The following is a 24,816-nucleotide window of genomic DNA, read 5'->3' as shown; positions in this document are numbered from 1 at the left end:
CCGTCCTCGGCAGGTCACAGAGCCTGCTGGCCCTGTTCCTCGTATTTCGCCATGATGTCGATGCGGCGTTCGTGACGCTCATCGCCGGAGAACGGCTCGGCAAGGAAGGCGTCGACGATCGCGATCGCTTCGGCTTCGGGATGCTGACGGGCACCGACGGCGACGATCTGCGCGTTGTTGTGCGCACGAGCCAGTTTGGAGATCTCCGGATTCCAGGCCAAAGCAGTGCGGGCGCCCTTGACGAGGTTCGCAGCCATCTGTTCGCCGTTGCCCGAACCGCCGATCACGACGCCGAGGGCATCGACGCCGGCGGCCTGATCATCGACGACGGCCTGGGCCGCGGCGATGCAGAACGCTGGGTAGTCATCGAGGGCGTCGAATTCGTGAGCGCCGTGGTCGACGATGTCGTGCCCAGCCGCCTCGAGGTGAGCCTTGAGGATCTCTTTGAATTCGAATCCGGCGTGGTCGGTGCCGAGGTGAACCTTCATGTGTCTGCCTTTCGGTGGGATCTGTAGTTCGGTTGCGCCCGCTGCGCGAACGGATCGCTGAGTCGAAGCCGCTGATTCGGCCCGACTGGCTCAGTCGAAGATCGGGCCCTGGTCGCGGGTGCGCTTGAGCTCGAAGAAGCCCGGCGTCGAGGCGACCGCGAGGACTCCGTCGAAGAGCCGTCCGGCGTCCTCTCCCTTCGGAGCGGGGGTGACGACAGGACCGAAGAACGCGGTTCCGGCGACACGGCAGATCGGTGTGCCGACGTCGTCGCCGACCAAGCTCAGTGCCTCATCGTGGGAAGCCTGGAGCCGTGCGTCATAGTCCTCGGTCTCGCCGTACTTCATGAGATCCGCCGGCAGGTCGAGCTCGGCCAGCGCCTCGGAGACAGCCTTGTCGAAGTCCTTCTCCCCACCCGGGTGGATGCGATTGCCGATCGCGGTGTACAGCGGTTCGGCGATCTCGTCTCCGTGTTCGGCGATCGCGGCGGTGACGATGCGCATCGGGGCCAGTGCCCGGTTCATCAGTGCCCGGTAGTCGTCCGAGATGTCCTTGTCACGGTTGAGGAAGTTCAGGCTCATCGGGTGGAACTTCACCTCGACGTCGCGGACCTTCGCCACTTCGAGTCCCCACCGTGAGGTCATCCATGCCCACGGGCAGGCCGTGTCGAACCACAGATCGAGTGTTTCTCTGCTCACTGTCTCTCCTCTGTCATAGGCGTGCGGGCCCCATGCCGGGTACCCATCGTGTCGGTGTTCAATCTATCAAGAGCGGCCGAGAGCGGGGAGAGCGGTCGAATCCCGATCAGTGGTGCCGATATCGCACGAGGAGCGAATGTCCATGAAAGAATGACCGAGTACACCCGGTTCCCGAAGCAAAGGTCGCCTCACAGTGCCGCAACACAACCTCACCCGCGACGAAGCACGCGAACGCTCCGCCATCGTGGACGTTTCGAGCTACGAGCACACCCTGATCCTCACAGGAGTTGGTGAGAGCTTCCGCGTCCGCTCACGTATCCGCTTCACTGCAGCACCGGATTCGACGACGTTCATCGATGCCATCACCGCCAGTGTCGAGCGCGTCCGCCTCAACGGCACCGACCTCGACCTCGCCGAGGTGGTCGCACCGGCCCGTATCACCCTTCCCGGCCTCGCCGCTGAGAACGAACTCATCGTCGACGCCCACTTCACCTATATGAACACCGGAGAGGGCCTGCACCGGTTCGTCGACCCGATCGATGACGAGGTCTACCTCTACTCCCAGTTCGAGGTCCCCGACGCTCGCCGTGTCTTCCCCGTCTTCGAACAGCCCGATATCAAGTCTCCGTACTCCTTCACCGTCGTCGCACCGGAGAAGTGGACCGTCGTCTCGAACTCGCCCACTCCGACACCCAGCGACCCGAAGGAGACCTTCACCGAACTCGGAGAGGCCCAGCAGGACGGCATGGCGGTGTGGCAGTTCGCCCCCACCACACCGATCTCGTCATATATCACCGCGATCATCGCCGGCCCGTACGAGTCCGTGCATTCGCAGCTGACATCCTCCGACGGGTCGATTGTGCCGCTGGGCCTCTACTGCCGCGCATCCCTGCTCGAACACCTCGATGCGACGAAGCTGTTCCGGATCACGAAGGCCGGCTTCGAGTTCTTCGAACGCGAATTCGGCGTCTCCTACCCGTTTGAGAAGTACGATCAGCTCTTCGTGCCCGAGTTCAATGCCGGAGCCATGGAGAATGCCGGTGCCGTGACGATCCTCGAGAACTACGTGTTCCGCTCCCGCCCCACAGAAGCACTGGTCGAACGCCGCACGGTCACAATCCTCCACGAACTCGCTCATATGTGGTTCGGCGACCTGGTGACCATGCGCTGGTGGAACGATCTGTGGCTCAACGAATCCTTCGCCGAGTTCATGTCGACCCTGGCGACGGCCGAAGCCACCGAGTTCGCCGATGCGTGGACGACCTTCGCCACGATCGAGAAGTCCTGGGCCTACCGACAGGATCAGCTGCCGAGCACACACCCCATCGTCGCCCCGATCGAGGACCTCGCCGACGTCGAGGTCAACTTCGACGGGATCACCTATGCCAAGGGCGCATCGGTGCTCAAGCAGCTGGTGGCCTGGGTCGGTCGGGACGAATTCTTCGCCGGACTGAGGAGCTACTTCGACAAGCATGCGTGGTCGAACACCGAGCTCTCCGATCTCCTCACCGAGCTCGAGGCCACCTCGGGCCGGGATCTGGAGCGCTGGTCGAAGCTGTGGCTCGAAGAATCCGGGGTCAACCTCCTCGAGGCCGTGATCACCACCGCGGACGGTGAGCCGGCAGCAGAGGAATCGGGGGCGGACGAACAGACGATCGCGACCCTCCAGGTGACTCAGCGGCCCTGGTCGATTCCGGGACAGCCCACCCCGTCCCTGCGACCTCACCGGCTGGCCGTCGGCTTCTATTCGGACAACGGGCAGGGACGTCTCGAGCGCACCCATTCGTTCCCCCTCGACATCGACGGGGAATCCGCCGACGTGGACGAGGCCCGAGGCCTGCCCCGGCCGGATGTCATCGTCGTCAACGACGCGGACCTCAGCTATGCGAAAGTCCGCTTCGACTCCCGCAGCATGGATACGGCGGCTCGCAGGCTGGGCGACTTCGACGATTCGCTCACCCAGCTGCTCGTTCTGGCCACCCTGTGGGATGAGGTCCGTGACGGTGAACGTCCTGTTCAGGATTACATCGACACGGTGCTCACCCACCTTCGAGCCATCACCCATTCGTCCGGACTGCTCACGCAGATGCGACAGCTCGACACTGCGGTCGCCTCCTATCTGCCGCCACAGGAGCGGGAGACGATGCACGCCGAGGTGGCTGACCGTTTCATCGAGGTGCTCGAGACGAGCGAAGAGGGAACGGATCAGGCCTTCCAGCTCGTACGCGGGTTCATTCGCCATGCGACCACACCCGGTCAACTGGACCGTCTGAAGTCCTGGCTGCGGCCGGAGACGGAACGCGTCTGTGGGATCGCTCTGGACACCGACCTGACGTGGGAGATCATCATCGGGCTGTGCTCGAACGACGCAGTCGACGATTCCGCAGTCGAAGAGATTAGCCGGAAGGACCCCAGCGCCACCGGTGTGCGCCACGCCGCGACCGCACGGGCCAGTCGCCCCACCTCGGCGTCGAAATCGCGAACCTTCACCCGCATCCTCGACGATGCCGACCTGCCGAACTCCGAACTCGGGGCACTCGCACTCGGCTTCGGAACCGGCCTGCAGACGGCCTCCGGCGAGCTCATCGCCGCCGAGGCACCGCTGAGGACCTTCACCGAGGAGTACTTCGCCCGGGTGGCCGGCTGGTGGGAGACGCGCACGCTGGAGATGGCGCAGACGATGACTCTGCGGCTTTACCCGCCGGTGAGTTCTGCCACAGTCGACGCCACTTCCCTGTGGCTCGACGATCATCCTTCCGCGCCGAAGGGCCTGGTGCGGCTGATGCGGGAGAACCTCGCCGACGCCCAGCGCGCACTGGAAGTTCAGCGTGTGTCCAGCACTTCCAAGCGATCATTGAACCTTCACAGCTAGTCTCGAAAAATCATGACAACCGATGCAATAGATTCCACTGTTCAGAATGCAAGTGACTTCGACTGGGGAACCTTCCTCCTCGGCGCGCCGCTGAAGATCACCGTCATCATCATCGGCGCCATCGTCGTCAACCTCATCATCCGACTCTTCATCCGCCGGTTCACCACCGCGGTGGCCAAGGGCACCGTCGGCAGCGAGAAGGCCGAAAGCGCCGGCCGGACGAAATTCTCGGCCACAGCGCTCGAGGCGCAACGGACCGGGATCGACGAGCAGACGATCAAGCAGCGCCGAGCTCAGCGGGCGAAGACCGTGGGTCGGATGCTCTCATCGGTGACGACGATCCTCGTCAGTGTCATCGCGATCCTCATGATCCTCGATGCGCTGAGCTTCAACATCGCCCCGATCCTCGCATCCGCCGGCATCGCCGGTGTGGCCATTGCCTTCGGTGCTCAGGAGCTCGTCCGCGACTACCTGTCCGGATTCTTCATCGTCATCGAAGACCAGTACGGAATCGGTGACACCGTGGACCTCGGCGAAGCCGTCGGCGAAGTGGAGGACGTCGGCCTGCGTCGCACTCAGATCCGTGACCTCACCGGCACCCTGTGGCATGTGCGCAACGGTGAGATCCTGCGTGTGGGCAATCTGTCCCAGGGGTGGGCTCGCGCCGTCCTCGACATCCCCATCGACTACCGGACCTCGATGGATGAGTACCGTACGATGACCGCTGACATCACCCGCTCTCTGCGGAAGGATCCCGAGCTGTCCAATGCGATGCTCGAGGATCCGGAGATCGCCGGAGTCCAGTCGCTGTCGGGCTCCCACCGAGTCATCCGCACCATGGTCAAGACCAAACCGAACCTGCAGTGGATGGTCGAGCGTGCCTTCCGCGCCGAGCTGATGACCCAGCTGGCCAAGCGCGGCGGACAGATCGGTATGGTGCAGGAGACGGTTCTGCGCACTCTGCCCTCCGAGGAGAAGACGATGGGTCCCGCGGTCGCCACCGACTCCGAGAATCCTTCGCCGCTGCCGGGTGACCAGGAGATCCGCAGCACCGTCCAGGAAGACTCCCCCAGTGAAGGATCGAGTGATGTCGCAGACAACTGACGGTTCCATCTTCGAAGCCGTCGGCGGGCATGACACGTTCACCCGCCTCGTCGACGTGTTCTACCAGCACGTCGACGCGGATGCCGAGCTCATTGCGATGTATCCGGACGGCCATGAGCTGGAGGGAGCCAAGCATCGTCTGCAGATGTTCCTCGAACAGTATTTCGGCGGTCCGTCGACCTATCAGGAGCAACGAGGTCACCCGCGACTGCGGATGCGGCATTTCGACTATCCGATCGATTTCGATGCCCGGGACCGCTGGCTGCGCTGCATGCGCGCAGCGCTCGACGATGTGAGCCTGCCGCCGCTGTACGACGAGATGTTCTGGGACTACTTCCAGCGGGCGGCGACCGCGATGGTCAACACGAATCCGAACATCCGCTGATCACCGGCTCCGAGCGCGTGTGAGCAGATGACCGCCCGGGGCGACGAGGCGCAGCCAGCCTCCGGACTCCATGATGCGCAGCTGCCGATCGTCATCGCGACCAGCGGGCGGGATGAAGCGCAGAGCAGCGGCGGCGAAGGCCAATCCACCGGGCATCGCGGTGGACTGCTCACCGAGCATCTCGCGTGACCACACTCGAGAGCGCAGGGCCTTGACCGCGTGCCCTCCGGATCCCTCGGGCGCACCGGTGCTGATCTCTGCGATCCCTGCCTCCGCCGTCTCGTGGAGCCGTCCGACCGTGGTCGTGTCGTATTCGCCCCAGCCTCCGCGCGGAGGTGCGATCCCCGTCCACGACACGAGGACGGAGTTCGGCGGCACCGGCAGAGTGGTTCCGTTCTCGTCGCGTGCAAAGCGATCGAGGAGATTCGACAGCGGCACCGCCTCGTCGAAGCCGTCCTGTTCGTGGTCGTCCAGGCGCAGCATCCGCATGGCCAGCACCAGCGGCGTCGAGTCGCCGAGCCCGTGTGGGTAGAGCGGGGCCACCGTGGCGGCAAGGACGTCGGAGACGACCTGCAGGCGCATCGCGCCGTCGGCATCCGCCCGGTGCGCCAGCGAAGCGAACGCGGAGAGATCTCGCATCGCCAGCGGGTCGTTGATGTGCAGATCAGTCATCGGCCTGCCCTCCGCAGCGGCGCGGGCGTGCCGAGCACCGACTCCATGGCCGCGGTCTCGACATCGCTGAGTCGTCGGGGCCGGCCGCTGCTGATATCGATGAAGACGATGACGGTTTCCGCGACCGTGTAGGTGCGCGAACCGTCCGGTTCGCAGATGACATAGCCCACCGTCACCGAGGCGGGTCGCACATCGCTGATGACGAGATCGACGGCGATGGGTCCGGTGCGATAGGGAATCGGAGCGCGGTATTCGATCGCATGGGACGCGACGAGCAGTTCGGTCGTGGCCGAGGCGGCGGCGAAGATCGTCGGGATCTCGACTCCGCTGACCGTCGCGGACACCCCGTGCTGCCCCGGCGTAATCGGCGCGTCGGAGCTGTGGGTGGGAGAGCCGAGGGCCCGGACTCTCGCCTCCTCCAATAATTTGAGCTGAGTGACGTTGTTCACGTGGCCGTAGGCATCCATATCACCCCATCTCAGTTCCAGCAGAACGCGGGTGAATTCGTCGAGAAGGGGGTTGGTGGCGCCTGAATGCATGCAACCCATCATGCCACCTTCATCACGCCGATGCCGCACGCGATAGGATCGTGACTCGTACGCACGATTGGCCCAGTCATCCGAGGGAGAAGCCCATGACCGACGAAGCATCCACCGAAGCGGAGGCGAACGTAGCGACCTTGCACGAGATCCTCGCCCTGCGCAGGCTCGAGTTCACCGCGGCCTCCAGCGAAACGGATTTCTTCATCGGTCACAGCCAATACAAACCAGACGGTCGGGTCTTCGGCGGGCAGGTGCTCGCACAGTGTGTCGTGGCGGCCGCTGCCACGCTTCCCAGCGACCGCCTGATCCATTCGCTCCACGGATATTTCCTGCGCGCCGGCGATGTCAGCGAACCCATCGAGTTCGGAGTCGAGCGGCTGCGCGACGGCCGTTCGTTCTCGGCCCGCCGAGTCCACGCGTATCAGAAGGGTGCGCCGATCCTGTCGCTGAGCGCGTCTTTCCAGGACGAGCAGCCCGGCCTCAGCCATGCCGAGCAGATGCCGACCGATCTGCCGGCTCCCGAGGACTGCCCGGAACTGCTCGACTACCTCGGCGACGAGGATTCTCCGCTCGTCAGCGATTGGCTGAAGAAGCGTCCTTTCGAAGTCCGTCCGATCGAGCCGTCCCTGCACACGTCGGGCGTGTCCGATCCCTCCATCACCGAACAGCATTCCTGGTTCCGGGCCGGCGCGAATTTCGGAGACGATCCCGTGCTCAATGCCGCCGCTCTGGCCTATGCCAGTGACTTCAATCTGCTCGAGCCGGTGCTGCGTCACCACGAACTGACCTGGCGGACCCCGGGTCTGCGCGTGGCCAGTCTCGACCATGCCATGTGGTGGCACCACCGAGTGCGCGTCGACGAATGGATGCTCTATGTGCAGGAGTCTCCTGCTGCGCAGGGCGGACGCGGGCTCGGCTACGGGCGCATCTTCGCTCAGGACGGAACCCTGCTGGCCACCGTGGCCCAGGAGGGCATGGTCCGGGTCAAGGACGTTCCGTGACGCGTCAGGAGCCGACGATGATGGATATCATCGGCACCATCCTCAGCCGACTGGTCAACGTGGCGCTGTTTCTCGTCATCGGGCTGCTCAGCCTCGTGGCGTTCATGGGACGCACGGATCTGCATGTGGCGATCTGCGGGCTGCTCGCCGTTCTGTGCGGAGTCATCGGCACGATCCTCCTGCGTCTCCTGTTCAGAGGGATCGCGCGCCTCGGCGGACTCACCAGCCGCTCGCAGGACTGACTCACAGCCCGGCTCGCCCGCACGGCCTCGTCGAACCCGGGCGCACAGACGGGTCGGCCTGGTTCGGGACTCAGGTTCCGCGGACAGCCCCAGAGTTTGTGGACAGCCCCAGCGTACGCGGGGAATCGAATCAGCACAGGCACAGTGATGCCCCGGTCGGATCGACCGGGGCATCACTGTGCCTGCGAAGGACGAGTCGGAACCCAAGCGGCTCAGACCGGACTGAGATCAGTCTCGGGTGAGACGGCGGTGGGTGACTCGATGCGGACGGGCTGCGTCTTCGCCGAGTCGTTCGACCTTGTTCTTCTCGTAGGCTTCGAAGTTGCCTTCGAACCAATACCAGTTCGCCGGGCTCTCCTCAGTGCCTTCCCACGCGAGGATGTGGGTGGCGACGCGGTCGAGGAACCAGCGATCGTGCGAGACGACCACGGCACAGCCGGGGAACTCGAGGAGTGCGTTCTCCAGAGAGCCGAGGGTTTCGACGTCGAGATCGTTCGTCGGCTCATCGAGCAGGAGCAGGTTTCCGCCCTGTTTGAGTGTGAGCGCGAGGTTGAGGCGGTTGCGCTCACCGCCCGAGAGGACTCCCGCCTTCTTCTGCTGGTCCGGGCCTTTGAATCCGAACGCGGAGACATAGGCGCGGGAGGGCATCTCCACCTTGCCGACCTGGATGAAGTCGAGTCCGTCGGAGACGACTTCCCACAGGTTCTTGTCCGGATCGATTCCGCCGCGGGACTGATCGACGTAGGAGATCTTCACAGTCTCTCCGACCTTGAGGTTTCCTCCGTCGAGCTCTTCCATACCGACGATCGTCTTGAACAGCGTCGACTTGCCGACGCCGTTGGGGCCGATGACACCGACGATGCCGTTGCGCGGCAGTGAGAAGCTGAGCCCGTCGATGAGTGTGCGCCCGTCGAAGCCCTTTTCGATCTTGTCCGCTTCGATGACGACATCACCGAGGCGGGGGCCGGCTGGAATCTGGATCTCTTCGAAATCGAGCTTCTGCGTCTTCTCCGCTTCGGCTGCCATCTCTTCGTAGCGCGCCAGACGGGCCTTCGACTTCGTCTGCTTCGCCTTCGGGTTCGAACGGACCCATTCGAGTTCGTCCTTGAGTCGCTTGGCGAGTTTCGCGTCCTTCTTGCCCTGGACCTGGAGGCGCTCCTGCTTCTTCTCGAGGTACGTCGAGTAGTTGCCCTCATATGGGTAGAGGTGTCCGCGGTCGACTTCGGCGATCCATTCGGCCACGTGGTCGAGGAAGTACCTATCGTGCGTGATCGCGATGACAGCGCCCGGGTAGGTCTTCAGGTGCTGCTCGAGCCAGAGCACCGATTCCGCGTCGAGGTGGTTGGTCGGCTCGTCGAGGAGCAGCAGGTCGGGCTTCTCGAGAAGCAGCTTGCACAGCGCCACCCGGCGGCGTTCGCCACCGGAGAGAACAGAGACGTCCGCGTCCGGCGGTGGGCACCGCAGAGCGTCCATCGCCTGTTCGAGCTGGGAGTCGAGATCCCAAGCATCTGCGGCGTCGATGGCCTCCTGCAGTTTGCCCATCTCTTCCATGAGGGCGTCGAAGTCCGCATCGGGGTTGGACATCTCCTCGGAGATCGCGTTGAAGCGGTCGACTTTCGCCTTGATCTCGCCGACGCCTTCTTCGACGTTGCCGAGGACGGTCTTCTCCTCGTTCAGCGGCGGTTCCTGCATGAGGATGCCCACCGAATACCCGGGGCTGAGTCGAGCTTCACCGTTGGAGGGCTGCTCGATTCCCGCCATGATCTTGAGAATCGTTGATTTGCCGGCGCCGTTGGGGCCGACCATACCGATCTTCGCTCCGGGATAGAACGACATCGATACATCGTCGAGGATGACTTTGTCACCGTGCGCTTTGCGCGCCTTGTGCATGGTGTAGATGAATTCGGCCATAGTGCACTCAGGCTATCGGTTCGGCGCACCCCAGCGCTACTTGGCGCTCGGCAGACCCCGGGGTTGTTCACCAGCCGCCGAGGCGGTGCATCGACCGTGTGGGACTGTTCAGCCGCCGCCGAGTGAGGGGGCTTCGCCGGAGGAGTCGCCCTCGTTCGAGGTCTCCCCGGATCCGCCTTCCCCGGATGTCCCGTCGGTGCCTTGGGAACTGTCCGAACCCTCGGCCCCTTCGGAGCCCGCAGTCCCTTCCGCTCCCCCGGTGCTCGCCGACTCAGAGTCGTCACCGCTCGGCGTTGGACTCTCGGTCTCACCATCTTCGCCGTTGATATCCTCGCCGGGCAGGTGGCCGGCACCGTTGGAGTCACCGTCTTCGTCGCGCTTCTCACCCTTCGGCGCTTTGACTCCCTTCGGCCGTTCGACCTCGCCGAACAGGCAGGAGCCGGTCGATTCGGTCGGCTGGACGAGGTCGGCGGTGGCTTTGCCCTTGCGTATCTCGCCGACGACACAGCCTTTGTCGGTCTTGACGCCGAACATCTTCGAAGGAACCTCATTGCCCAGGGGAGATTCGTCGATCGTCGCCTCGAGCTGCTCGGGGTCATATCCGGCGTCGAGCATCGTGGTGAAGAACTTCTTCGTCGACGGCACCGCTTCCTTGTCGCCCGTCAGCGGCTTGAGTGCCTTGAGCACCTTGTCGACTTCGGCAACGGGCTTCGCCTGGGTCTGTTTCGGCTGCGGCTGCGAGTCATCGGCGCCGAAGCCGAGAAGTGAACAGCCTGACAGTGCCAGAGTCAGTGCTGCGGCACCCAGCACAGGAACGAGACGCATCTGAATCCTCGGCGAGAGGGGACGATTGACAATCTCACTGTAGCGGATCGCGCGTACCGAGCGCGGCAGCAAGTCGACCTCGGACCGTCGAGTCCATGTGGTCAGAACGGCGCTGCGGCGTTCGCAGTCTCACGTGCGATCGGATCGTCTTCGTCTCCCGTCTTGCTGTCTGACCCCACAGCTTCCGGGGAATCGATGGTGACGTCGCGTTCGGTCCCGCCATCGGCTTCGGTCCCGCGATCGTCCTCCCCGCCTGTCCCGGTCGCCCTGTCCGGCCCCCGCGGGGCGAGGCTCTCGCTGTCTCCGGTGCCGGTGTCCGGCGGGGAGGGTTCCAAGACGTCCCAGACCGCACCGGGCGAGCCGGCCGACGCGGTGGTCGTCTGTGTGGCAGGCGGCTGTGAGCGATCGGTTGCCTTCGCCCGCTTGTAGTGAGCAGTTCCGTATCTCAGATCGGGGCCGATGTGCTCGGCAACCACAGTCGGCGAGATTCCGCTGCGCTCCTCGGTGGCCCATTCCCGGTTCCTCAGACTGCCCGTCACGATCACCGCAGCCCCGGTGGTCAGCGACATCGCGGAATTGCTGGCCAGCTCGCCGTAGCAGTCGACGCCGAACCACGAGGTTCCGTCGTCGATGAATTCGCCTGTGCTCTTATCGACTCTCCAATGATTGACGGCCAGCCTGAAGGAGGCGCAGGCACGTCCGGAGGGAAGTGTGCGTGCGGTCGGTTCTGTGGCGATGGTGCCGGTGACGGTGATCGGGATTGCGGACATCGGTGTCTCCAAATCGGTGTGATGAAACCATGCGGTCTGCGGTGTCCGCATGGATCTCCAGTCAGCCCGATCCTCCGGTCCGCTGTCCAGGGTCAGAAAATGCCCTGTGGACAGTGGTTCTGTGTCCACAGGGCATCAGGGTCGAAGTCGCACACGTTGTGTGTTCGAGTCGAAGGTGCGTGTCTGCGACTCAGTCGAGCATCTCGTAGGCCCGTCGATGCTCTCCGATGACGGTCTTCACCGGATTGAGATACGAGCTCTGAGCGACGCCACCGACCGCGTCTCGCAGCCTGCCGTCGACTTCGGCGGCGGCCTCTTCGGCACCTCTGGCCCGCGCGGACTTCGCCATCAGCGAAGTCACGAAGGAGCCGATGCAGCCGATCACGAACAGACCGCAGCTGACGATCCAGCACCATGCCGGCAGGGCACCCGACCCGATCGCGGCGACGAGTGCGGAGACGATGATGCCGAGGAGACCGATGAGCGAGGCGACGAAGAAGATGATCTGCAGGGTATGTGCCAGCGACCACCAACCGGGACTCTGCCGGGTGATCTCCACAGCTGTCACGGCCGAGTCGAGGTTCTGAGACAGTTCGTCCGTGCTCTTCTTCTCCGCCGCCGCGGCCTCGTTCTGCCAGGCCTGCGGCATGGTCGACACGGATTCTGCGATGAGTTCGTGAGCCATGAGACGGACATGGGAGCTCTGGGCCCTCGTCGTCGCCGGCACCGAGGCGCGGACGAGCTCGTCCCGGTCCTGACCGTGCTTGGCACCCAAAGGGTCGGGCGCGTTGCGCTGTGCCCATGCGAGGACAGGGTAGCCTGTCTTCCGATAGGCACGGCGGATGTAATCGTCGTGCACCGTCTGCGCCACAGCTTCGACACCGGCGGCTTCCGACATCGTCTCGACCAGTCGGGACGCGCCTGCCAATTCGTCCGGGGAGGAGACCGGTTCTCCGAGTTCCTTCCGGATCCGTTTGGCCATCGCCTGCATATCGGCCAGCAGCCTCTCGGCCGCGGCATCGTTGGAGTCGACGGTATCGGCGAGGATGCTGCGGATCTCCGGGATGCCTTCTCGGGACACTGCCGAGGAGATGCGCACGTTCGTCTCGCTCAGCCCATCTTCGTTGAGCAGCTGGCGCAGATGATCGGTTGCGGCTTTCTGCTCCTCCGGACTGAGTTTGTCGATCTGGTTGAGGACGACGACCATGTTCGCACTGTTTTCGGCGAGTTTGGTCAGGTACTCCGAATGCAGTGAGAAGTCGGCGTACTTCTGTGGGTCGACGACCCAGAACACGACGTCGACGAGTCCCACCAGGCGATCCGACTCGACACGGTGCTCGACAGCCGTGGAGTCGTGGTCCGGCAGGTCGAGCAGGATCAGTCCGTGCAGGCGTCTCTGATCGTCGCCATCGAGTGCCGATTCGCGCCAGGTGCGGCTGCGTTCGGGCACGTGCAGCCAGTCGAGGACATCGTTGCCGCCTTCGCCCCAGACGCATGCGGTCGGGCGTGAGGTCGTGGGTCGACGCACGCCGACACGGGCGATCTCGAGACCGGCTACCGCGTTGAACAGCGAGGACTTGCCGGAGCCTGTCGACCCGGCGAACGCCACGACCGTGAAGTCCTCGCCCAGACCCAGCCGGTCTTCGGCCCGGTCGAGCAGATTCTGGGCATCGGTGCGAACGTCCCCGGCCAGCTTGTCTTCACTCAGTGACAGCGCATGTCGGATTCCATCGGCGAGGCGCCGGATCTCGGTCTGTGCAGAACTGTTCACAATGCCACCTCAAGTCGTTCACCGGAGGCGCGCAGGGCGCCCGCTTGCCGCGCCGGTACCGCGGATAGTCTCAGTGCGTTGTCGAAGGGAGTCCGACAGCCCGTGACGATCCCGACAGCGGCATCGAGGAAGCGCTGACGGATCGATGCGATGAGTCCGGCGGCCTCGTCCGCTCCGAAGATCGTCTCTGCGAGATTGAATGCGACTCCGGCTCCCTGCCGAGTGGTCTGCCCGGCACCGTCGGTGCGCTGCGGATCCCAGAAGGCCGCGTATTCGACGACAGCGCACACGCCTGCAACGCCGAAGGAGAGGATTCGAGCCTTGGACTTCTTACCCTGACCGATATCGCGCACAAGCGCATTGACCTCGTCGGACCACGTGCTCACTGCCGACTTCACCGCATCTTCGAGTCCGGCACCGACCGTGCGCAGTTCAGGCTGGTCTTCGATGAGGGCCGCGCCCGCAGCCGTATTGCGCCACTCGGCATTGACCTGATCGACCGCGTCGATGGCCTGTTCCCGCAGGGAGACCGCCGCACTGCGCAGAATCGCCACGTGCAGAGGTGTGGCCGCGTCATGTTTGCCGGTCACCGCAGCGGAGATGCGATCGCGCATCCGAGCCATCGTCGGCTCCAGACCGCGGAACAGCTGTCCGGTGCCCACGAAGTCCTGCCAGCGGGCATTGACTTCTCCGTGCAGGACGCGTCCGTCGGAGAAGACGTCGACGAGTCCCGATTGCGCGGCTCGGAAGCTCTTCTCCAATGAACCGGCCAGAGCGTTGTGGGCCGATTCCTGATTCTCAGCGAAATCGGCGAGTTCGCGAACTCGTGCGGGCAGGGCAGAGATCGCGCCTGTGAGCGTGCGACTGCGGATGCGCTCGAGGGAGGTACCCTCCGTTCCGACCTGAGAGATCCACGAGCGAATCGGATAGATCGCCGCATGAGGGAGCAGCCCCTCTTCGAGTTCGAGCTCGGCGACGGAGAAGATCGGTGAGTTCGCCAGTCCCGCATCAGAGAGCAGACTGGACAGATGATGCCTGACTTCGCGGTTGGCTTCGGGCGGAACCCGATCGAGGACGATGGCGACCGAGGTGCTTCGCGCCGCGGCTGTCTTCAGCAGAGCCCACGGGGCGGCATCGGCGTACCGGTTCGCCGTCGTCACGAACAGCCACAGATCTGCGCTGAGCAGCACCCTGCGCGAGAGTGCACGGTTCGTCTCCGAAACGGAGTCGATATCGGGGCAGTCGAGGACGGCTGTGCCCGCTTCGATGTTCTCATCGGCGATGAGGACGACTCCGGGCACGCTCGACTGCGGATCGGAGCTGCGCGGCAGATCAGGCAGATAGTGCTCCGATTCGAAGAACTTGGCGTCGGCGGGATTGAAGATGACGACCGGGTTTCCCGTCGTCGGTCGACGCACTCCGGCGGGGCTGACGTTGCGGCCCACGAGGGAATTGACCAGAGTCGATTTGCCTGCGCCGGTCGAACCGCCCACTGCGATGAGGAACGGAGTCCGTGAACGGTTGATCCGCGGCAGCACGTAGTCGTTGAGTTCGGCGCTCAGTGTCGAGTGTGCTGTGCGAGCGTCGGCGAAGTCTTCGCTGCGCAGGGTGAAGCGCGTCTCCGACACTCGCTTGACGATATCGTTCAACGCTTGGCCGACCGGCGGCGTCACGGCGCTCTTGCTCTCAGTCATCACGCCTCCACTCTCTATGTTTTCCCAGCTCCGCACCAACTGCCACGCCGTATCGGCGCGGAATTGCTCAGCGGCTGAGCAGACCGGTCGAATCCGCCCGATAGCCGGCCGCGGGCATGAGAAGCGCCCCCGGCGGGGCTCGAACCCGCGACCTACCGCTTAGAAGGCGGTTGCTCTATCCGACTGAGCTACGGAGGCTCAAATATCGTAACCGATGCCCGGATGAGAACAGAAAGCGGCCCCGGCTCGGTGGGGACTGTCTCAGTCGCCGCCGCGAACCGGGGCCGGATCGCTGCCGTGGAAGCTCGGCAGGAGAACCTCAGTAATGACGGGCCGCGTTCTCCATCGATCTGCGCACTGTCACGAAGGACACGGCGACCACTCCCGTCATCGCCAGGATGACTGCTGCGGCTTCGACGCCGAACGCGAAGTCGACGATGATCGGAAAGAATCCCGCGAGCATGAAGCCCACCAACGCGACGAGCGTGAGTGCCGTGGCAACAGAGAAGAGCTTTGCACCATTCATTGTCCATCTCCTTCGATCGATGCATCCGATGGAGAAAGACTAACGCCAGATGAGACTCACGTCACTGAGAATTTCGGAAGAATCGGACTCAGGACTCCCCGCGGGCGTCGACCGCCTTCTCCAGACGCTCGAGTTTGCCGTCGATCTCTCCGTTGTAGCCGGGTCTGATATCGGCCTTGACCACCAGCGACACCCGAGTGCCGAACTCACCGACCGCCTCGGCGGCGTCTTTGATGACCGCGAAGACTTCGTCCCATTCGCCTTCGATGGTCGTGAACATCGAGTCCGTGCGGTGCGGCAGTCCGGACTTGCGGACGATCTCGACGGCTGCGGCCACGGCGTCGTGGACCGACGCATCGGCCCCTTCTCCCCCGCTGGGCGCGACTGAGAATGCTGCGAGCATGGTGGTCCTTCCTATCCTGCGCGGCGGGGAGCAGATCGACTCCCCGCCACATCATGTCTCTGACTGCGAGTGAACGGTTCTGCTCAGGCCCGAGCAGGCACTGTGACGATGAGCGAATCACCCTGCCCACCGCCGCCGCAGAGCGCGGCGATACCGGTGCCGCCGCCTCGACGCTGGAGCTCGAGGGCAAGCGTGAGGACGACTCGGGCACCCGAGGCACCGATCGGGTGGCCCAGCGCAACGGCGCCTCCGTTGACATTGACCTTGTCCTCGTCGATGCCGAGATCCTTCGCGCTGGCCAGACCGACAGCGGCGAAGGCTTCGTTGATCTCGTAGAGATCGAAGGAGTCGGCCGCAACTCCCTCGCGTTCGGCGGCGGCCTTGATGGCCTGGGAGGGCTGATGCTGGAGAGTCGAGTCCGGTCCGGCGGTCCATGCATGCGACCGGATCTCTGCAAGGATCGGAGCGCCGAGCTCCTCGGCCTTCTCACGCGACATCACCACGACGGCGCAGGCTCCGTCGGAGATCTGCGAGGCGTTGCCGGCGGTGATCGTTCCATCCTTGCGGAAGGACGGACGCAGCTTGGACAGCGACTCGACCGTCGTGTCCGGGCGCACCCCCTCATCGGCGGAGACGGTGACATCGCCCTTGCGCGAGCTGATGGTCACGGGAACGATCTCATCAGCGAAGGCACCGGTCTCCTGTGCCGCCGCAGCGCGCTGGTGCGAACGAGCGGAGAAGGCGTCCTGCTCGGCGCGGGAGAACTCGCGGTCACCGGCGTTGGCTTCTTCGGTCAAACCGCCCATGGCCTGATCGGTGAAGGCGTCCCAGAGACCGTCGTAGTCCATGTGGTCTTTGACGACGACATCGCCGTACTTATAGCCCGAACGGGACTTCATGAGCATGTGCGGGGCCTGGCTCATCGACTCCTGACCGCCCGCGACGACGACGTCGTACTCGCCGGCGCGGATCAGCTGAGCGGCCTGAGTGATCGTATTGATCCCCGACAGGCACAGCTTGTTCACCGACACGGCCGGAACAGACATGGGGATGCCGGCCTTGACTGCAGCCTGTCGACCGGGACCCTGACTGTCCCCGGCCTGGAGAACCTGACCCATGATCACGTAGCCGACGTCGGAGCCCTGGATGCCGGCGCGATCGAGAGCACCGGCGATGGCTTCGGCGCCGAGCTCGACGGCGCTGAGTTTCGACAGCTCGCCCTGCAACCGCCCGAACGGTGTCCGTGCTCCGGCGACGATCACTGCATCAGCCATATTTCCTCCTCGGATTTCCGTGCTGGCGACTCGTGTCCGCAGCACGTATGCGTTTCGACGTCCTCCAGCCTAGTCGAGGCCCATGTGGCCTGCATCACTGGGTCCGCACAGCCCTGGCTGCGGCCCCTGTCCACACTCGCGCATTCGCACCCAACACTCATGGAGTCTCCGTTAGAGTAGGACGAGGACAGCCCAAGTACACCCCCTTTCCACGATGACAGGAGTTCGCTTCAGTGACGCCCACCGAAGAATTCCGCACAGCGATGCGCGGCTACGAGAAGAGTGAAGTCGATTCGCGTCTGCAGCAGCTGCGCACCGAGGTCGAATCGGTCCGCAAGGCTCTGGCCGATGCGCGCAGTCAGGTCATCAATGCAGATCGGGCGAAGCTGCAGATCGCCGGAGAGCTGTCCGAAGCCAAGGCACAGCTGAAGAAGGCTGCCAACGACAACGCGGAGGCCGCCGGCCCTCCCGGAAGCCGCATCGATCATCTGCTCAAGATCGCCGAATCGCAGGCCCGTGAGACCCTCGCCCAGGCCAATTCCGACGCTGAGACGATCCGGAACAAGGCTCGCGCCGAGGCCGCCTCCGCACGTGCGCGCATGCACACCGAGAGCAACGACACTCTGTCCAATGCCCGTTCGGAAGCCGATGCGATCACGTCCTCGGCCGAGCTGCGCGCCGAAGAGACGATCAAGGCCGCTGAGAAGCGCGCTGCCGAGCTCAGCGCGACCACCGAACGCGAGACCAACCAGGCCAAGGAAGCGAATGCCGCTTCTGCGAAGGAAGCTCGCGAGAGTCTGGATCTCGAGCTCTCCGAGCTGCGAGCGACCGCCGAGAAGGAAGCTGCCGACCTGCGTGCCGAGGCCAAGACCGAGGCAGAAGAGACAGTGGCCGCTGCACAGGCACAGGCCGATGAGCTGCTCAAGGCCGCAAAGGCCCGTGACGAGGCGTCGAAGAAGGCCGGAAATGACTTCGACGTCGAACTCGCGAACAAGCGCAAAGAAGCCGAGTCCGAACGCAAGAAACGCTACGAAGAGGCACAGGCCGAGAACAAGAAGCTCGTCGAGGAGGCTCAGGCCCGTGCGGCGAAGGCCGACACCGAGGCCAAGGAAGCTGCCGAGCGTGCCGAGCAGACTCGCACCGACGCAGTGAAGAAGGCCGACGAGATCATCGCCGACGGAAAGTCCCGTGCGCAGACACTCATCGCCGAAGCTCGGGCCACCGCCGAGGCGACCATCGAGGAGTCCGCGGCAGAGGCCAAGCGCAATGTCGCCTCCGCCCAGTCGCAGGTCGATCTGCTCACGAAGCAGCGCAAGACGATCACCGCTCAGCTCGATCAGCTCCGTTCGCTGTTCGCAATGCCCGGGGTCATGGGCGGCGACTCAGTGGATCCGGCGAAGGCAGAATCGGCGTCTCACGCCACCGAGCAGATCGCCGACGGCCAGGAGCTCGAAGACCTGCTGGCCGACGACGACTCTTCGAATGCGACGACGGCCGACGAATCGGCGAAGTCGACCGGTGACGAGAAGTCCGACGATTCCGCGAAATCGACCGACGACGCATCGTCGACAGACACCACTGCCGAGTCTTCGAAGACCGAATCCACGAGCTCGACCGGACCTGCGAAGAAGGGTCAGACGGGACCTCAGGACAGCAGCTCAGCGAAGACGTCCGCTCAGTCGGCCGAAGGGACGAAGTCGACTCCTGCTTCGAAGAACGCTCCGGGATCGGATGCCGACTCCGCCGATGATGCCGAGGACACTGCGAGCGAGGACCTGCCCAACGGTGCCACCGACGAGGACACCATCTCGATCGATGCGCAGGTCTCCGGCTCGAAGAACAACAACTCGAAGACCTCACGCTCGCGCAACTCGCTGCGCTGAGGCCGACTGAGACGATCATGACGAAGGGACCCGCTGTTGCGGGTCCCTTCGACGTTTCCGGCGTGGCACCTCGGTCGCCGGCGACCGTTCGTCCGACCGACTGCAGGTGGCATGAGATCACCGGAAGCGGTCGAAGCAGTGCTGGTGCCAGTGGCGTCTGCTCTCGACCCCGATCTCGATTCCGTGCGGGGCGTCCTGCCGCCAGGCGACGATATGGCTCGAGGCGGCACTGACGTCGCGGCTGCAGCCGGGGCAGACATAGACCTTGCCGGATTCGTTTCCATTCACGGTCTGCACAGACCAGGTTCCGTCCGGCAGAGAACGGCTCGTCCTCATACCTGACACGGAGTCGGACAGATCGCGAGGTGCCTGCTGCCATTTGTTCTTGCGACGCGAGGATGAAGATCGTGGCATTGAGTCATTGTCTCACGTAGGCTGAAGCGCGTGCGTCTAGTCATAGCCCAATGCTCCGTTGATTATGCCGGTCGTCTGACCGCCCACCTTCCGATGGCCACCCGCCTCATCATGCTCAAGTCCGACGGCTCGGTGCTCATCCATTCCGACGGCGGTTCCTATAAGCCGCTGAACTGGATGACGCCCCCGTGCACGGTTCGTCATATCGAGCCCGATGCCGAGCAGGCAGAGGCCGGCCTGACCGAGCTGTGGGAGGTCTCTCAGACGAAGACCGGCGACCGGCTCGTCATCTCCATCGCCGAGGTCCTCGCAGACGACACCTATGAGTTCGGAGTCGACCCGGGACTGGTCAAGGACGGTGTCGAAGCACATCTGCAGGAGCTGCTCGCCGAGCACATCGAGACCCTCGGCGAGGGCTACAGTCTGGTTCGCCGCGAATACATGACGGCCATCGGTCCGGTGGACATCTTGGCTCGTGACGACGGGCAGAAGTCAGTGGCCGTGGAGATCAAACGCCGCGGCGACATCGACGGCGTCGAGCAGCTCACTCGCTATCTCGAACTGATGAATCGCGATCCACTGCTGAGCCCAGTCAACGGAGTCTTCGCTGCTCAGGAGATCAAACCGCAGGCACGTACTCTCGCTGAGGACCGCGGCATCCGCTGCGTCGTTCTCGACTACGATGCTCTCCGCGGAATGGACGACCCCGAGACACGCCTGTTCTGACCCAGGCCTGCCCTATGCGCAGGAAGAGATCGGCGAGAACAGATCCCTCACCGGGCACGGAAGGGCTCCACCGGACTCGGACGCCGACGACTCCTCGACGAGGAGCGTTGCGTGGGAAGCTCAGCCGAAGTTGAGAATGTCTCGCTTCTCGACCCGCTGGACGTCGACACCGAGGCTGCGCAGGTTATCGACGAAGTTCTCGTAACCGCGTTCGATGTGGTCGATTCCGGACACTTCGGTGACTCCCCCGGCGCGCAGTGCGGCCATGACCAAGCCAGCTCCCGCCCGGATGTCGGAGGCCTCGACTTCGGCGCCGGAGAGGCTCTCGCTGCCGGTGACAAGCGCGTGGTTGCCGTCGATGCGGACCTTCGCACCGAGGCGGGCGATCTCCTGGACGAAGCGCCAGCGTGCTTCGAACAGGTTCTCCGAGAGCAGACCGATTCCGTCGGAGACCGAGTTCAATGCGATGACGAACGGCTGCAGGTCGGTCGGGAATCCGGGAAACGGCATGGTGGCGACCCGGATGGCGTGAGGACGCTGAGCGCCGATGACACGGAACCCCTTGCCTTCGGTCCCATCCCCGAGGATGATCTCGCCGAGGTCTTCGACCGTGGCGCCCGAATCGCGCAGCTTCATTCCGATGTTGGGCATGATGTCGAGCCCGACTCCGCGCACGGTCACGTCACCTGCGCTCAAGGCGGCGCCGAAGGCGAAAGTCCCGGCGACGATGCGATCGCCGACTGTGCGATGGATCACCGGCTGCAGCGATTCGACACCGGTGATGGTGAGGTCGGACGTGCCCACTCCTTCGATCTGCGCACCCATCTCGACGAGCATCGTGCAGATGTCGACGATCTCGGGTTCGCGCGCCGCATTGGCGATGGTGGTGGTGCCCTGAGCGAGGGTTGCCGCCATGACGAGGTTCTCAGTGGCGCCGACGGAGGGGAACTCGAGGACGATCTCGGTGCCGCGCAGACCGTTCGGAGCCTCGGCGACGAAGTAACCGTGGTCAAGATGGACGACTGCTCCCAGAGCCTCGAGCCCGGCCTGGTGCATGTCGAGTCCGCGGGAGCCGATGGCATCTCCGCCGGGAAGTGCCACATGCGCGGCGCGCATCCGTGCGGTCAGCGGCCCGAGGACGGAGATCGACGCCCGCATCGCACGGACGAGTTCGTAGTCGGCCTGGATGCCGACTTCGGCAGGGACGTCGATGCTGACAACGCCGTCTTCAGCGTCATAGTCGACCGTGCAGCCGAGGCGGACGAGCAGTTCGACCATGATTCGCACGTCGAGGATGGCCGGGACGTTGGTGATGGTGGTGCGTCCCACCGCGAGGAGGCTCGCGGCCATGAGCTTGAGGACGCTGTTCTTGGCGCCCCTGACATCGATGGTTCCCGCCAACTGTGCGGGCCCGGTCAGGCGGAAGACATCCATTAGGTGAACCGTCCCATCGTCGGATTGAAGCCAGGGGGTGATGATTCGAGCCACGAAGCCATCGTGGACAGAGATTCGGTGTCCATTGCCAGGGACACCGAACGCGGACGACCGTCCGCCTTGCCGTACGAGCAGTCGACGACGACCGCTTCGGGCAGAACCGAGTACTGCTCACCGGAGGTGGGCTTGCGCCGGACGAGGATATCCAGATCCGCGCGCGGCAGTCGGAATGCGGCACGGCGCGTCAGTGCGAAGACCGGATACCAGTCCAGGGACGTGACCGAGAACACCGCCACACCCAAACGCCAACGTGGGCGAGAAGAGTACTCCTCGCCCACGTTGATGGAACAGTCAAAGGCACCCGAGAGCTTCGAGATCGACCTGCGTCGGATCGTGACGACCACGATCAGAGCAAGCGCGAGTCCTACCAACGAGAGCAGAACGATCAGCAGGACAGAAGGGTTCACGGTTGCCAGTGTAACGCGCAGATCAGAGAAGTTCGGCCTGATCAGCGGCAATGATCACACGGTTGTTCTCCACCGAGAGGAATCCACCATCGGCTTTGACCCTGATGGTGTCCTCTCCCGGGGTGAGAATCCGTGCCTCGCCGTCGGCGACGACACCCAGCACGGGCTCGTGACCCGGCAGGATGCCGATCTCGCCGTCGAGGGTACGGGCGATGACGCGCTTGGCCTCACCCGCCCATACCTCGCGATCAGCAGCCACGACATTCACTTCGAGTGTCGCCATGGCTTACTTCTGCATCTCTTCGTAGTTGCGCATGACATCGTCAAGGCCACCGACGTTGAAGAATGCCTGCTCAGGGATGTGGTCGACTTCGCCGGAGCAGATCTTCGAGAAGCCTTCGATCGTGTCGGCCAGCGGCACGGTCGAACCGGGAACCTGCGTGAACTTCTCCGCGGTGTAGGTGTTCTGCGAGAGGAACTGCTCGATGCGACGTGCACGGTGAACGACGAGCTTGTCCTCTTCACCGAGTTCATCGACACCGAGGATGGCGATGATGTCCTGCAGTTCCTTGTTCTTCTGCAGAATCGCCTTGACCTCATTGGCCACGCGGTAGTGCTCGTCACCGACGATCAGCGGATCGAGGATGCGCGAGGACGATGCGAGCGGGTCGATCGCCGGGTACAGACCGCGCGAGGCGATGTCACGGCTGAGTTCCGTGGTCGCGTCGAGGTGGGCGAATGTCGTCGCCGGAGCCGGGTCGGTGTAGTCATCGGCGGGAACGTAGATCGCCTGCATCGACGTGATCGAGTGACCACGCGTCGAGGTGATGCGCTCCTGCAGCAGACCCATCTCGTCAGCCAGGTTGGGCTGGTAGCCCACGGCAGAGGGCATGCGACCCAGCAGGGTCGAGACCTCGGAGCCGGCCTGGGTGAAGCGGAAGATGTTGTCGATGAACAGCAGCACGTCCTGGTTCTGCACATCGCGGAAGTACTCCGCCATGGTCAGCGCCGACAGCGCCACGCGCAGACGGGTGCCTGGGGGCTCATCCATCTGGCCGAACACCAGCGCGGTGTCCTTGAAGACTCCTGCCTCATCCATTTCCATGATGAGGTCGTTGCCCTCACGGGTACGCTCGCCCACACCGGCGAACACCGAGGTGCCAGAGTGGTTGTGCGCGATGCGGAAGATCATCTCCTGGATGAGCACGGTCTTGCCGACGCCGGCGCCGCCGAACAGACCGATCTTTCCACCCTGGACATAGGGGGTCAGGAGGTCGATGCTCTTGATGCCGACTTCGAGGATCTCGGTCTTCGACTCGAGTTCGTCGAAGGACGGTGCCGGACGGTGGATGGGCCACCGTTCGGAGATCTCCAGCTCCTCGCCGTCGGCGAGGTTGAGGCAGTCACCGGTGGTGTTCCACACGTGGTGCTTGGTCACGTCTCCGACGGGAACGGAGATCGGTGCGCCGGTGTCGACGACGTCCTGTCCGCGGACGAGGCCGTCGGTCGGCTGCAGCGACACGGCGCGGACGAGTCCGTTGCCCAGGTGAAGCGCGACCTCGAAGGTCAGCTTCCGGGTGCCTTCGGACAGTTCCACCGACGCGGTCAGTGCATTGTAGATCTCGGGCACGGAGTCGAGCGGGAACTCGATGTCGACAACCGGGCCGATGACTCGGGAAATCCGGCCGAGGGCAGTGCCCTGTGCCGGAGAGGTTTCCGTTGCTGTGGCAGTCATGGTCTCTTTCTCTCTGCTCTCGCCGGTCAGTCGCCGGCTGCCGATGCCGCGAGGGCATCCGCCCCACCGACGATCTCGGTGAGTTCCTGGGTGATTTCCGCCTGGCGAGCCGTATTGGCCAACCGGGTGTAGGTCTTGATGAGATCATCCGCGTTGTCCGTGGCTGTCTTCATCGCCGCCTGTCGCGATGCCTGCTCGGATGCTGCTGCACTGAGCAGCGCCGACAGAATGCGCGAATCGATGTATCGCGGCAACAGAGCGTCGAGTACAGCCTCCGCACTCGGTTCGAACTCGTAGAGTGGGAACGCGGGGGCGTCGGACGATCCGCCGGCCTGTCCGCCGGCCGATGCCTCTTCGGCGTCGACGACCTCCAGCGGAAGCAGACGCCGGTATTCCGGGTCGTGCGTGACGCTGGAGACGAAACGGGTGAAGACGATGTAGATCTCGTCGATCCCGGAGTCGTCCGACTCCGGATCGAAGTTCTCCAACAGCGCCTCACCGATCTCGCGGGCGTGCTCGGCCAACGGGTTCTCGGAGATGCCTGTCCAGGACTTCTCGATCTTGCGATCGCGGAAGGTGTAGTAGTTCTTGGCCTTGCTGCCGACCGTGAACAGATCCACACTCTTGCCCTCGTTGCGCAGCAGCCGAATGAGTTCCTCGGCCTCGCGCAGCAGGTTCGCCGAATAGGCCCCGGCGAATCCGCGGTCGGGACCGATCACCAGGACGGCAGCACGCTTGACGTTGTCCGATTCCGTGGTGAGAACGTGGTCGACGTTCGACTCGCTGGCCACTGCCGACACGGCCCGGGTCAGGGCGTTCGCGTACGGGCTTGCCGCCTGCGAGCGGGCAATGGCCTTCTGGATCCGCGAAGCAGCGATGAGCTCCATCGCCTTGAAGATCTTCCTCAAGGACTGAGTCGAGCGGATCTTCTGTTTGAAGACCCTCTGCTGGGCTCCCATCAGTTCTTCCTTTCGCCGTTAC

Annotated in this window: 25 protein-coding genes and 1 tRNA gene; 7 read left to right on the top strand and 19 right to left on the bottom strand. The window is 64.1% G+C overall.

Going from position 1 to position 24,816, the window contains the following annotated elements; genetic code table 11:
- Positions 1–14 precede the first annotated feature (14 nt).
- A complete protein-coding gene (locus QYM46_RS08475) occupies positions 15–488 on the bottom strand; it encodes a ribose-5-phosphate isomerase (protein WP_432791558.1) in 474 nt (157 codons plus the stop codon).
- A gap of 90 nt (positions 489–578) precedes the next feature.
- Complete coding sequence (locus QYM46_RS08470) at positions 579–1,184, bottom strand: mycothiol-dependent nitroreductase Rv2466c family protein (RefSeq protein ID WP_169252132.1); 606 nt, start codon at positions 1,182–1,184, stop codon at positions 579–581.
- Positions 1,185–1,377: 193 nt separating this feature from the next.
- Between QYM46_RS08470 and pepN the strand changes: the two genes are divergently transcribed.
- Genes pepN through QYM46_RS08455 form a run of 3 tightly spaced genes read left to right on the top strand, consistent with a single transcriptional unit; the run spans position 1,378 to position 5,545 of the window.
- Positions 1,378–4,056 carry an aminopeptidase N gene (pepN, locus tag QYM46_RS08465; RefSeq protein ID WP_432791557.1) on the top strand — a complete coding sequence of 893 codons (2,679 nt, stop codon included), beginning with the start codon at positions 1,378–1,380 and terminating at the stop codon, positions 4,054–4,056.
- Between the two features lie 12 nt (positions 4,057–4,068).
- Complete coding sequence (locus QYM46_RS08460; protein ID WP_169252130.1) at positions 4,069–5,160, top strand: mechanosensitive ion channel family protein; 1,092 nt, start codon at positions 4,069–4,071, stop codon at positions 5,158–5,160.
- Positions 5,144–5,545 carry a globin gene (locus QYM46_RS08455; RefSeq protein ID WP_169252129.1) on the top strand — a complete coding sequence of 134 codons (402 nt, stop codon included), beginning with the start codon at positions 5,144–5,146 and terminating at the stop codon, positions 5,543–5,545. The genes QYM46_RS08460 and QYM46_RS08455 overlap by 17 nt, the downstream gene beginning before the upstream one ends.
- On the opposite strand, the gene QYM46_RS08450 is transcribed toward QYM46_RS08455, so the two are convergent.
- Together QYM46_RS08450 and QYM46_RS08445 are read right to left on the bottom strand one after the other, a co-directional pair.
- The gene (locus QYM46_RS08450; protein ID WP_169252128.1) at positions 5,546–6,217 is read right to left on the bottom strand and encodes a hypothetical protein; all 672 of its coding nucleotides are present in this window, start codon (positions 6,215–6,217) and stop codon (positions 5,546–5,548) included.
- Entirely contained in the window at positions 6,214–6,756 is a 543-nt protein-coding gene (locus QYM46_RS08445) for an acyl-CoA thioesterase (protein ID WP_432791556.1), read from the bottom strand. The genes QYM46_RS08450 and QYM46_RS08445 overlap by 4 nt, the downstream gene beginning before the upstream one ends.
- Positions 6,757–6,851: 95 nt before the next feature.
- On the opposite strand from QYM46_RS08445, the gene QYM46_RS08440 reads away from it, so the two are divergent.
- Together QYM46_RS08440 and QYM46_RS08435 are read left to right on the top strand one after the other, a co-directional pair.
- Positions 6,852–7,760, top strand: a complete 909-nt coding sequence (locus QYM46_RS08440) for an acyl-CoA thioesterase (RefSeq protein ID WP_432791555.1) — start codon at positions 6,852–6,854, stop codon at positions 7,758–7,760.
- Positions 7,757–8,002 carry a hypothetical protein gene (locus QYM46_RS08435; protein ID WP_169252126.1) on the top strand — a complete coding sequence of 82 codons (246 nt, stop codon included), beginning with the start codon at positions 7,757–7,759 and terminating at the stop codon, positions 8,000–8,002. Before QYM46_RS08440 ends, QYM46_RS08435 begins: the two co-directional genes overlap by 4 nt.
- Before the next feature lie 228 nt (positions 8,003–8,230).
- On the opposite strand, the gene ettA is transcribed toward QYM46_RS08435, so the two are convergent.
- The 9 genes from ettA to QYM46_RS08390 all read right to left on the bottom strand — a co-directional run bounded on the left by ettA (position 8,231) and on the right by QYM46_RS08390 (position 17,176).
- Positions 8,231–9,913, bottom strand: coding sequence for an energy-dependent translational throttle protein EttA (ettA, locus tag QYM46_RS08430; RefSeq protein WP_169252125.1), 1,683 nt, complete (start codon positions 9,911–9,913; stop codon positions 8,231–8,233).
- A 108-nt stretch (positions 9,914–10,021) separates the two neighbouring features.
- Positions 10,022–10,738: a DUF6993 domain-containing protein gene (locus QYM46_RS08425; protein WP_169252124.1), complete on the bottom strand. Its 717-nt coding sequence runs from the start codon at positions 10,736–10,738 to the stop codon at positions 10,022–10,024.
- 101 nt (positions 10,739–10,839) lie between these two features.
- A complete protein-coding gene (locus tag QYM46_RS08420; RefSeq protein WP_432791554.1) occupies positions 10,840–11,508 on the bottom strand; it encodes a single-stranded DNA-binding protein in 669 nt (222 codons plus the stop codon).
- A gap of 190 nt (positions 11,509–11,698) precedes the next feature.
- Positions 11,699–13,279, bottom strand: a complete 1,581-nt coding sequence (locus QYM46_RS08415) for a GTPase (RefSeq protein ID WP_432791553.1) — start codon at positions 13,277–13,279, stop codon at positions 11,699–11,701.
- On the bottom strand, positions 13,276–14,973 hold the full coding sequence (locus tag QYM46_RS08410; protein ID WP_432791552.1) for a dynamin family protein: 1,698 nt from the start codon (positions 14,971–14,973) through the stop codon (positions 13,276–13,278). Before QYM46_RS08410 ends, QYM46_RS08415 begins: the two co-directional genes overlap by 4 nt.
- A gap of 124 nt (positions 14,974–15,097) precedes the next feature.
- Positions 15,098–15,171: transfer RNA gene (locus QYM46_RS08405), tRNA-Arg, on the bottom strand.
- 121 nt (positions 15,172–15,292) lie between these two features.
- Positions 15,293–15,499: a hypothetical protein gene (locus QYM46_RS08400; protein ID WP_432791551.1), complete on the bottom strand. Its 207-nt coding sequence runs from the start codon at positions 15,497–15,499 to the stop codon at positions 15,293–15,295.
- Between the two features lie 88 nt (positions 15,500–15,587).
- Entirely contained in the window at positions 15,588–15,902 is a 315-nt protein-coding gene (locus QYM46_RS08395; RefSeq protein WP_432791550.1) for a thiamine-binding protein, read from the bottom strand.
- Positions 15,903–15,985: 83 nt separating this feature from the next.
- Positions 15,986–17,176: an acetyl-CoA C-acetyltransferase gene (locus QYM46_RS08390; RefSeq protein ID WP_169252118.1), complete on the bottom strand. Its 1,191-nt coding sequence runs from the start codon at positions 17,174–17,176 to the stop codon at positions 15,986–15,988.
- 233 nt (positions 17,177–17,409) lie between these two features.
- Here QYM46_RS08390 and QYM46_RS08385 point away from each other — a divergent pair, with 233 nt between their 5' ends.
- A complete protein-coding gene (locus tag QYM46_RS08385; RefSeq protein ID WP_432791549.1) occupies positions 17,410–19,059 on the top strand; it encodes a cell division protein in 1,650 nt (549 codons plus the stop codon).
- A 117-nt stretch (positions 19,060–19,176) separates the two neighbouring features.
- Here QYM46_RS08385 and QYM46_RS08380 read toward each other — a convergent pair whose 3' ends face one another.
- Positions 19,177–19,473 (bottom strand): hypothetical protein, encoded by a 297-nt coding sequence (locus QYM46_RS08380; protein WP_432791548.1) that lies wholly within the window; start codon positions 19,471–19,473, stop codon positions 19,177–19,179.
- Between the two features lie 30 nt (positions 19,474–19,503).
- Between QYM46_RS08380 and nucS the strand changes: the two genes are divergently transcribed.
- Positions 19,504–20,199, top strand: coding sequence for an endonuclease NucS (gene nucS / locus QYM46_RS08375; protein ID WP_432791547.1), 696 nt, complete (start codon positions 19,504–19,506; stop codon positions 20,197–20,199).
- 120 nt (positions 20,200–20,319) lie between these two features.
- Here nucS and murA read toward each other — a convergent pair whose 3' ends face one another.
- Genes murA through QYM46_RS08350 form a run of 5 tightly spaced genes read right to left on the bottom strand, consistent with a single transcriptional unit; the run spans position 20,320 to position 24,794 of the window.
- Positions 20,320–21,633: a UDP-N-acetylglucosamine 1-carboxyvinyltransferase gene (gene murA / locus QYM46_RS08370; RefSeq protein WP_432791546.1), complete on the bottom strand. Its 1,314-nt coding sequence runs from the start codon at positions 21,631–21,633 to the stop codon at positions 20,320–20,322.
- On the bottom strand, positions 21,633–22,100 hold the full coding sequence (locus QYM46_RS08365) for a DUF2550 domain-containing protein (protein WP_025776910.1): 468 nt from the start codon (positions 22,098–22,100) through the stop codon (positions 21,633–21,635). The genes murA and QYM46_RS08365 overlap by 1 nt, the downstream gene beginning before the upstream one ends.
- A gap of 22 nt (positions 22,101–22,122) precedes the next feature.
- A complete protein-coding gene (locus QYM46_RS08360; RefSeq protein WP_025776911.1) occupies positions 22,123–22,383 on the bottom strand; it encodes a F0F1 ATP synthase subunit epsilon in 261 nt (86 codons plus the stop codon).
- Between the two features lie 3 nt (positions 22,384–22,386).
- Complete coding sequence (gene atpD, locus QYM46_RS08355) at positions 22,387–23,835, bottom strand: F0F1 ATP synthase subunit beta (RefSeq protein WP_432791545.1); 1,449 nt, start codon at positions 23,833–23,835, stop codon at positions 22,387–22,389.
- 26 nt (positions 23,836–23,861) lie between these two features.
- Positions 23,862–24,794: a F0F1 ATP synthase subunit gamma gene (locus QYM46_RS08350; protein WP_169252113.1), complete on the bottom strand. Its 933-nt coding sequence runs from the start codon at positions 24,792–24,794 to the stop codon at positions 23,862–23,864.
- Between the last annotated feature and the right edge of the window lie 22 nt (positions 24,795–24,816).

Origin of the sequence: Brevibacterium sp. K11IcPPYGO002, assembly GCF_050920635.1 — a bacterium.
Taxonomy (GTDB): domain Bacteria; phylum Actinomycetota; class Actinomycetes; order Actinomycetales; family Brevibacteriaceae; genus Brevibacterium.
The sequence above is the reverse complement of the archived record's forward strand: the minus strand, read 5'-3'. Positions and strand labels throughout refer to the sequence as shown.

What these genes read in the sequence shown, in the direction of transcription:
- QYM46_RS08360 (WP_025776911.1), bottom strand. Translation starts at nt 22,383, where the DNA reads ATGGCGACACTCGAAGTGAATGTCGTGGCTGCTGATCGCGAGGTATGG.
- QYM46_RS08425 (WP_169252124.1), bottom strand. Translation starts at nt 10,738, where the DNA reads ATGCGTCTCGTTCCTGTGCTGGGTGCCGCAGCACTGACTCTGGCACTG.
- QYM46_RS08440 (WP_432791555.1), top strand. Translation starts at nt 6,852, where the DNA reads ATGACCGACGAAGCATCCACCGAAGCGGAGGCGAACGTAGCGACCTTG.
- QYM46_RS08460 (WP_169252130.1), top strand. Translation starts at nt 4,069, where the DNA reads ATGACAACCGATGCAATAGATTCCACTGTTCAGAATGCAAGTGACTTC.
- QYM46_RS08410 (WP_432791552.1), bottom strand. Translation starts at nt 14,973, where the DNA reads ATGACTGAGAGCAAGAGCGCCGTGACGCCGCCGGTCGGCCAAGCGTTG.
- QYM46_RS08395 (WP_432791550.1), bottom strand. Translation starts at nt 15,902, where the DNA reads ATGCTCGCAGCATTCTCAGTCGCGCCCAGCGGGGGAGAAGGGGCCGAT.
- murA (WP_432791546.1), bottom strand. Translation starts at nt 21,633, where the DNA reads ATGGATGTCTTCCGCCTGACCGGGCCCGCACAGTTGGCGGGAACCATC.
- QYM46_RS08445 (WP_432791556.1), bottom strand. Translation starts at nt 6,756, where the DNA reads ATGCATTCAGGCGCCACCAACCCCCTTCTCGACGAATTCACCCGCGTT.
- QYM46_RS08400 (WP_432791551.1), bottom strand. Translation starts at nt 15,499, where the DNA reads ATGAATGGTGCAAAGCTCTTCTCTGTTGCCACGGCACTCACGCTCGTC.
- QYM46_RS08455 (WP_169252129.1), top strand. Translation starts at nt 5,144, where the DNA reads ATGTCGCAGACAACTGACGGTTCCATCTTCGAAGCCGTCGGCGGGCAT.
- QYM46_RS08420 (WP_432791554.1), bottom strand. Translation starts at nt 11,508, where the DNA reads ATGTCCGCAATCCCGATCACCGTCACCGGCACCATCGCCACAGAACCG.
- QYM46_RS08450 (WP_169252128.1), bottom strand. Translation starts at nt 6,217, where the DNA reads ATGACTGATCTGCACATCAACGACCCGCTGGCGATGCGAGATCTCTCC.
- QYM46_RS08380 (WP_432791548.1), bottom strand. Translation starts at nt 19,473, where the DNA reads ATGCCACGATCTTCATCCTCGCGTCGCAAGAACAAATGGCAGCAGGCA.
- QYM46_RS08350 (WP_169252113.1), bottom strand. Translation starts at nt 24,794, where the DNA reads ATGGGAGCCCAGCAGAGGGTCTTCAAACAGAAGATCCGCTCGACTCAG.
- ettA (WP_169252125.1), bottom strand. Translation starts at nt 9,913, where the DNA reads ATGGCCGAATTCATCTACACCATGCACAAGGCGCGCAAAGCGCACGGT.
- QYM46_RS08390 (WP_169252118.1), bottom strand. Translation starts at nt 17,176, where the DNA reads ATGGCTGATGCAGTGATCGTCGCCGGAGCACGGACACCGTTCGGGCGG.
- atpD (WP_432791545.1), bottom strand. Translation starts at nt 23,835, where the DNA reads ATGACTGCCACAGCAACGGAAACCTCTCCGGCACAGGGCACTGCCCTC.
- QYM46_RS08475 (WP_432791558.1), bottom strand. Translation starts at nt 488, where the DNA reads ATGAAGGTTCACCTCGGCACCGACCACGCCGGATTCGAATTCAAAGAG.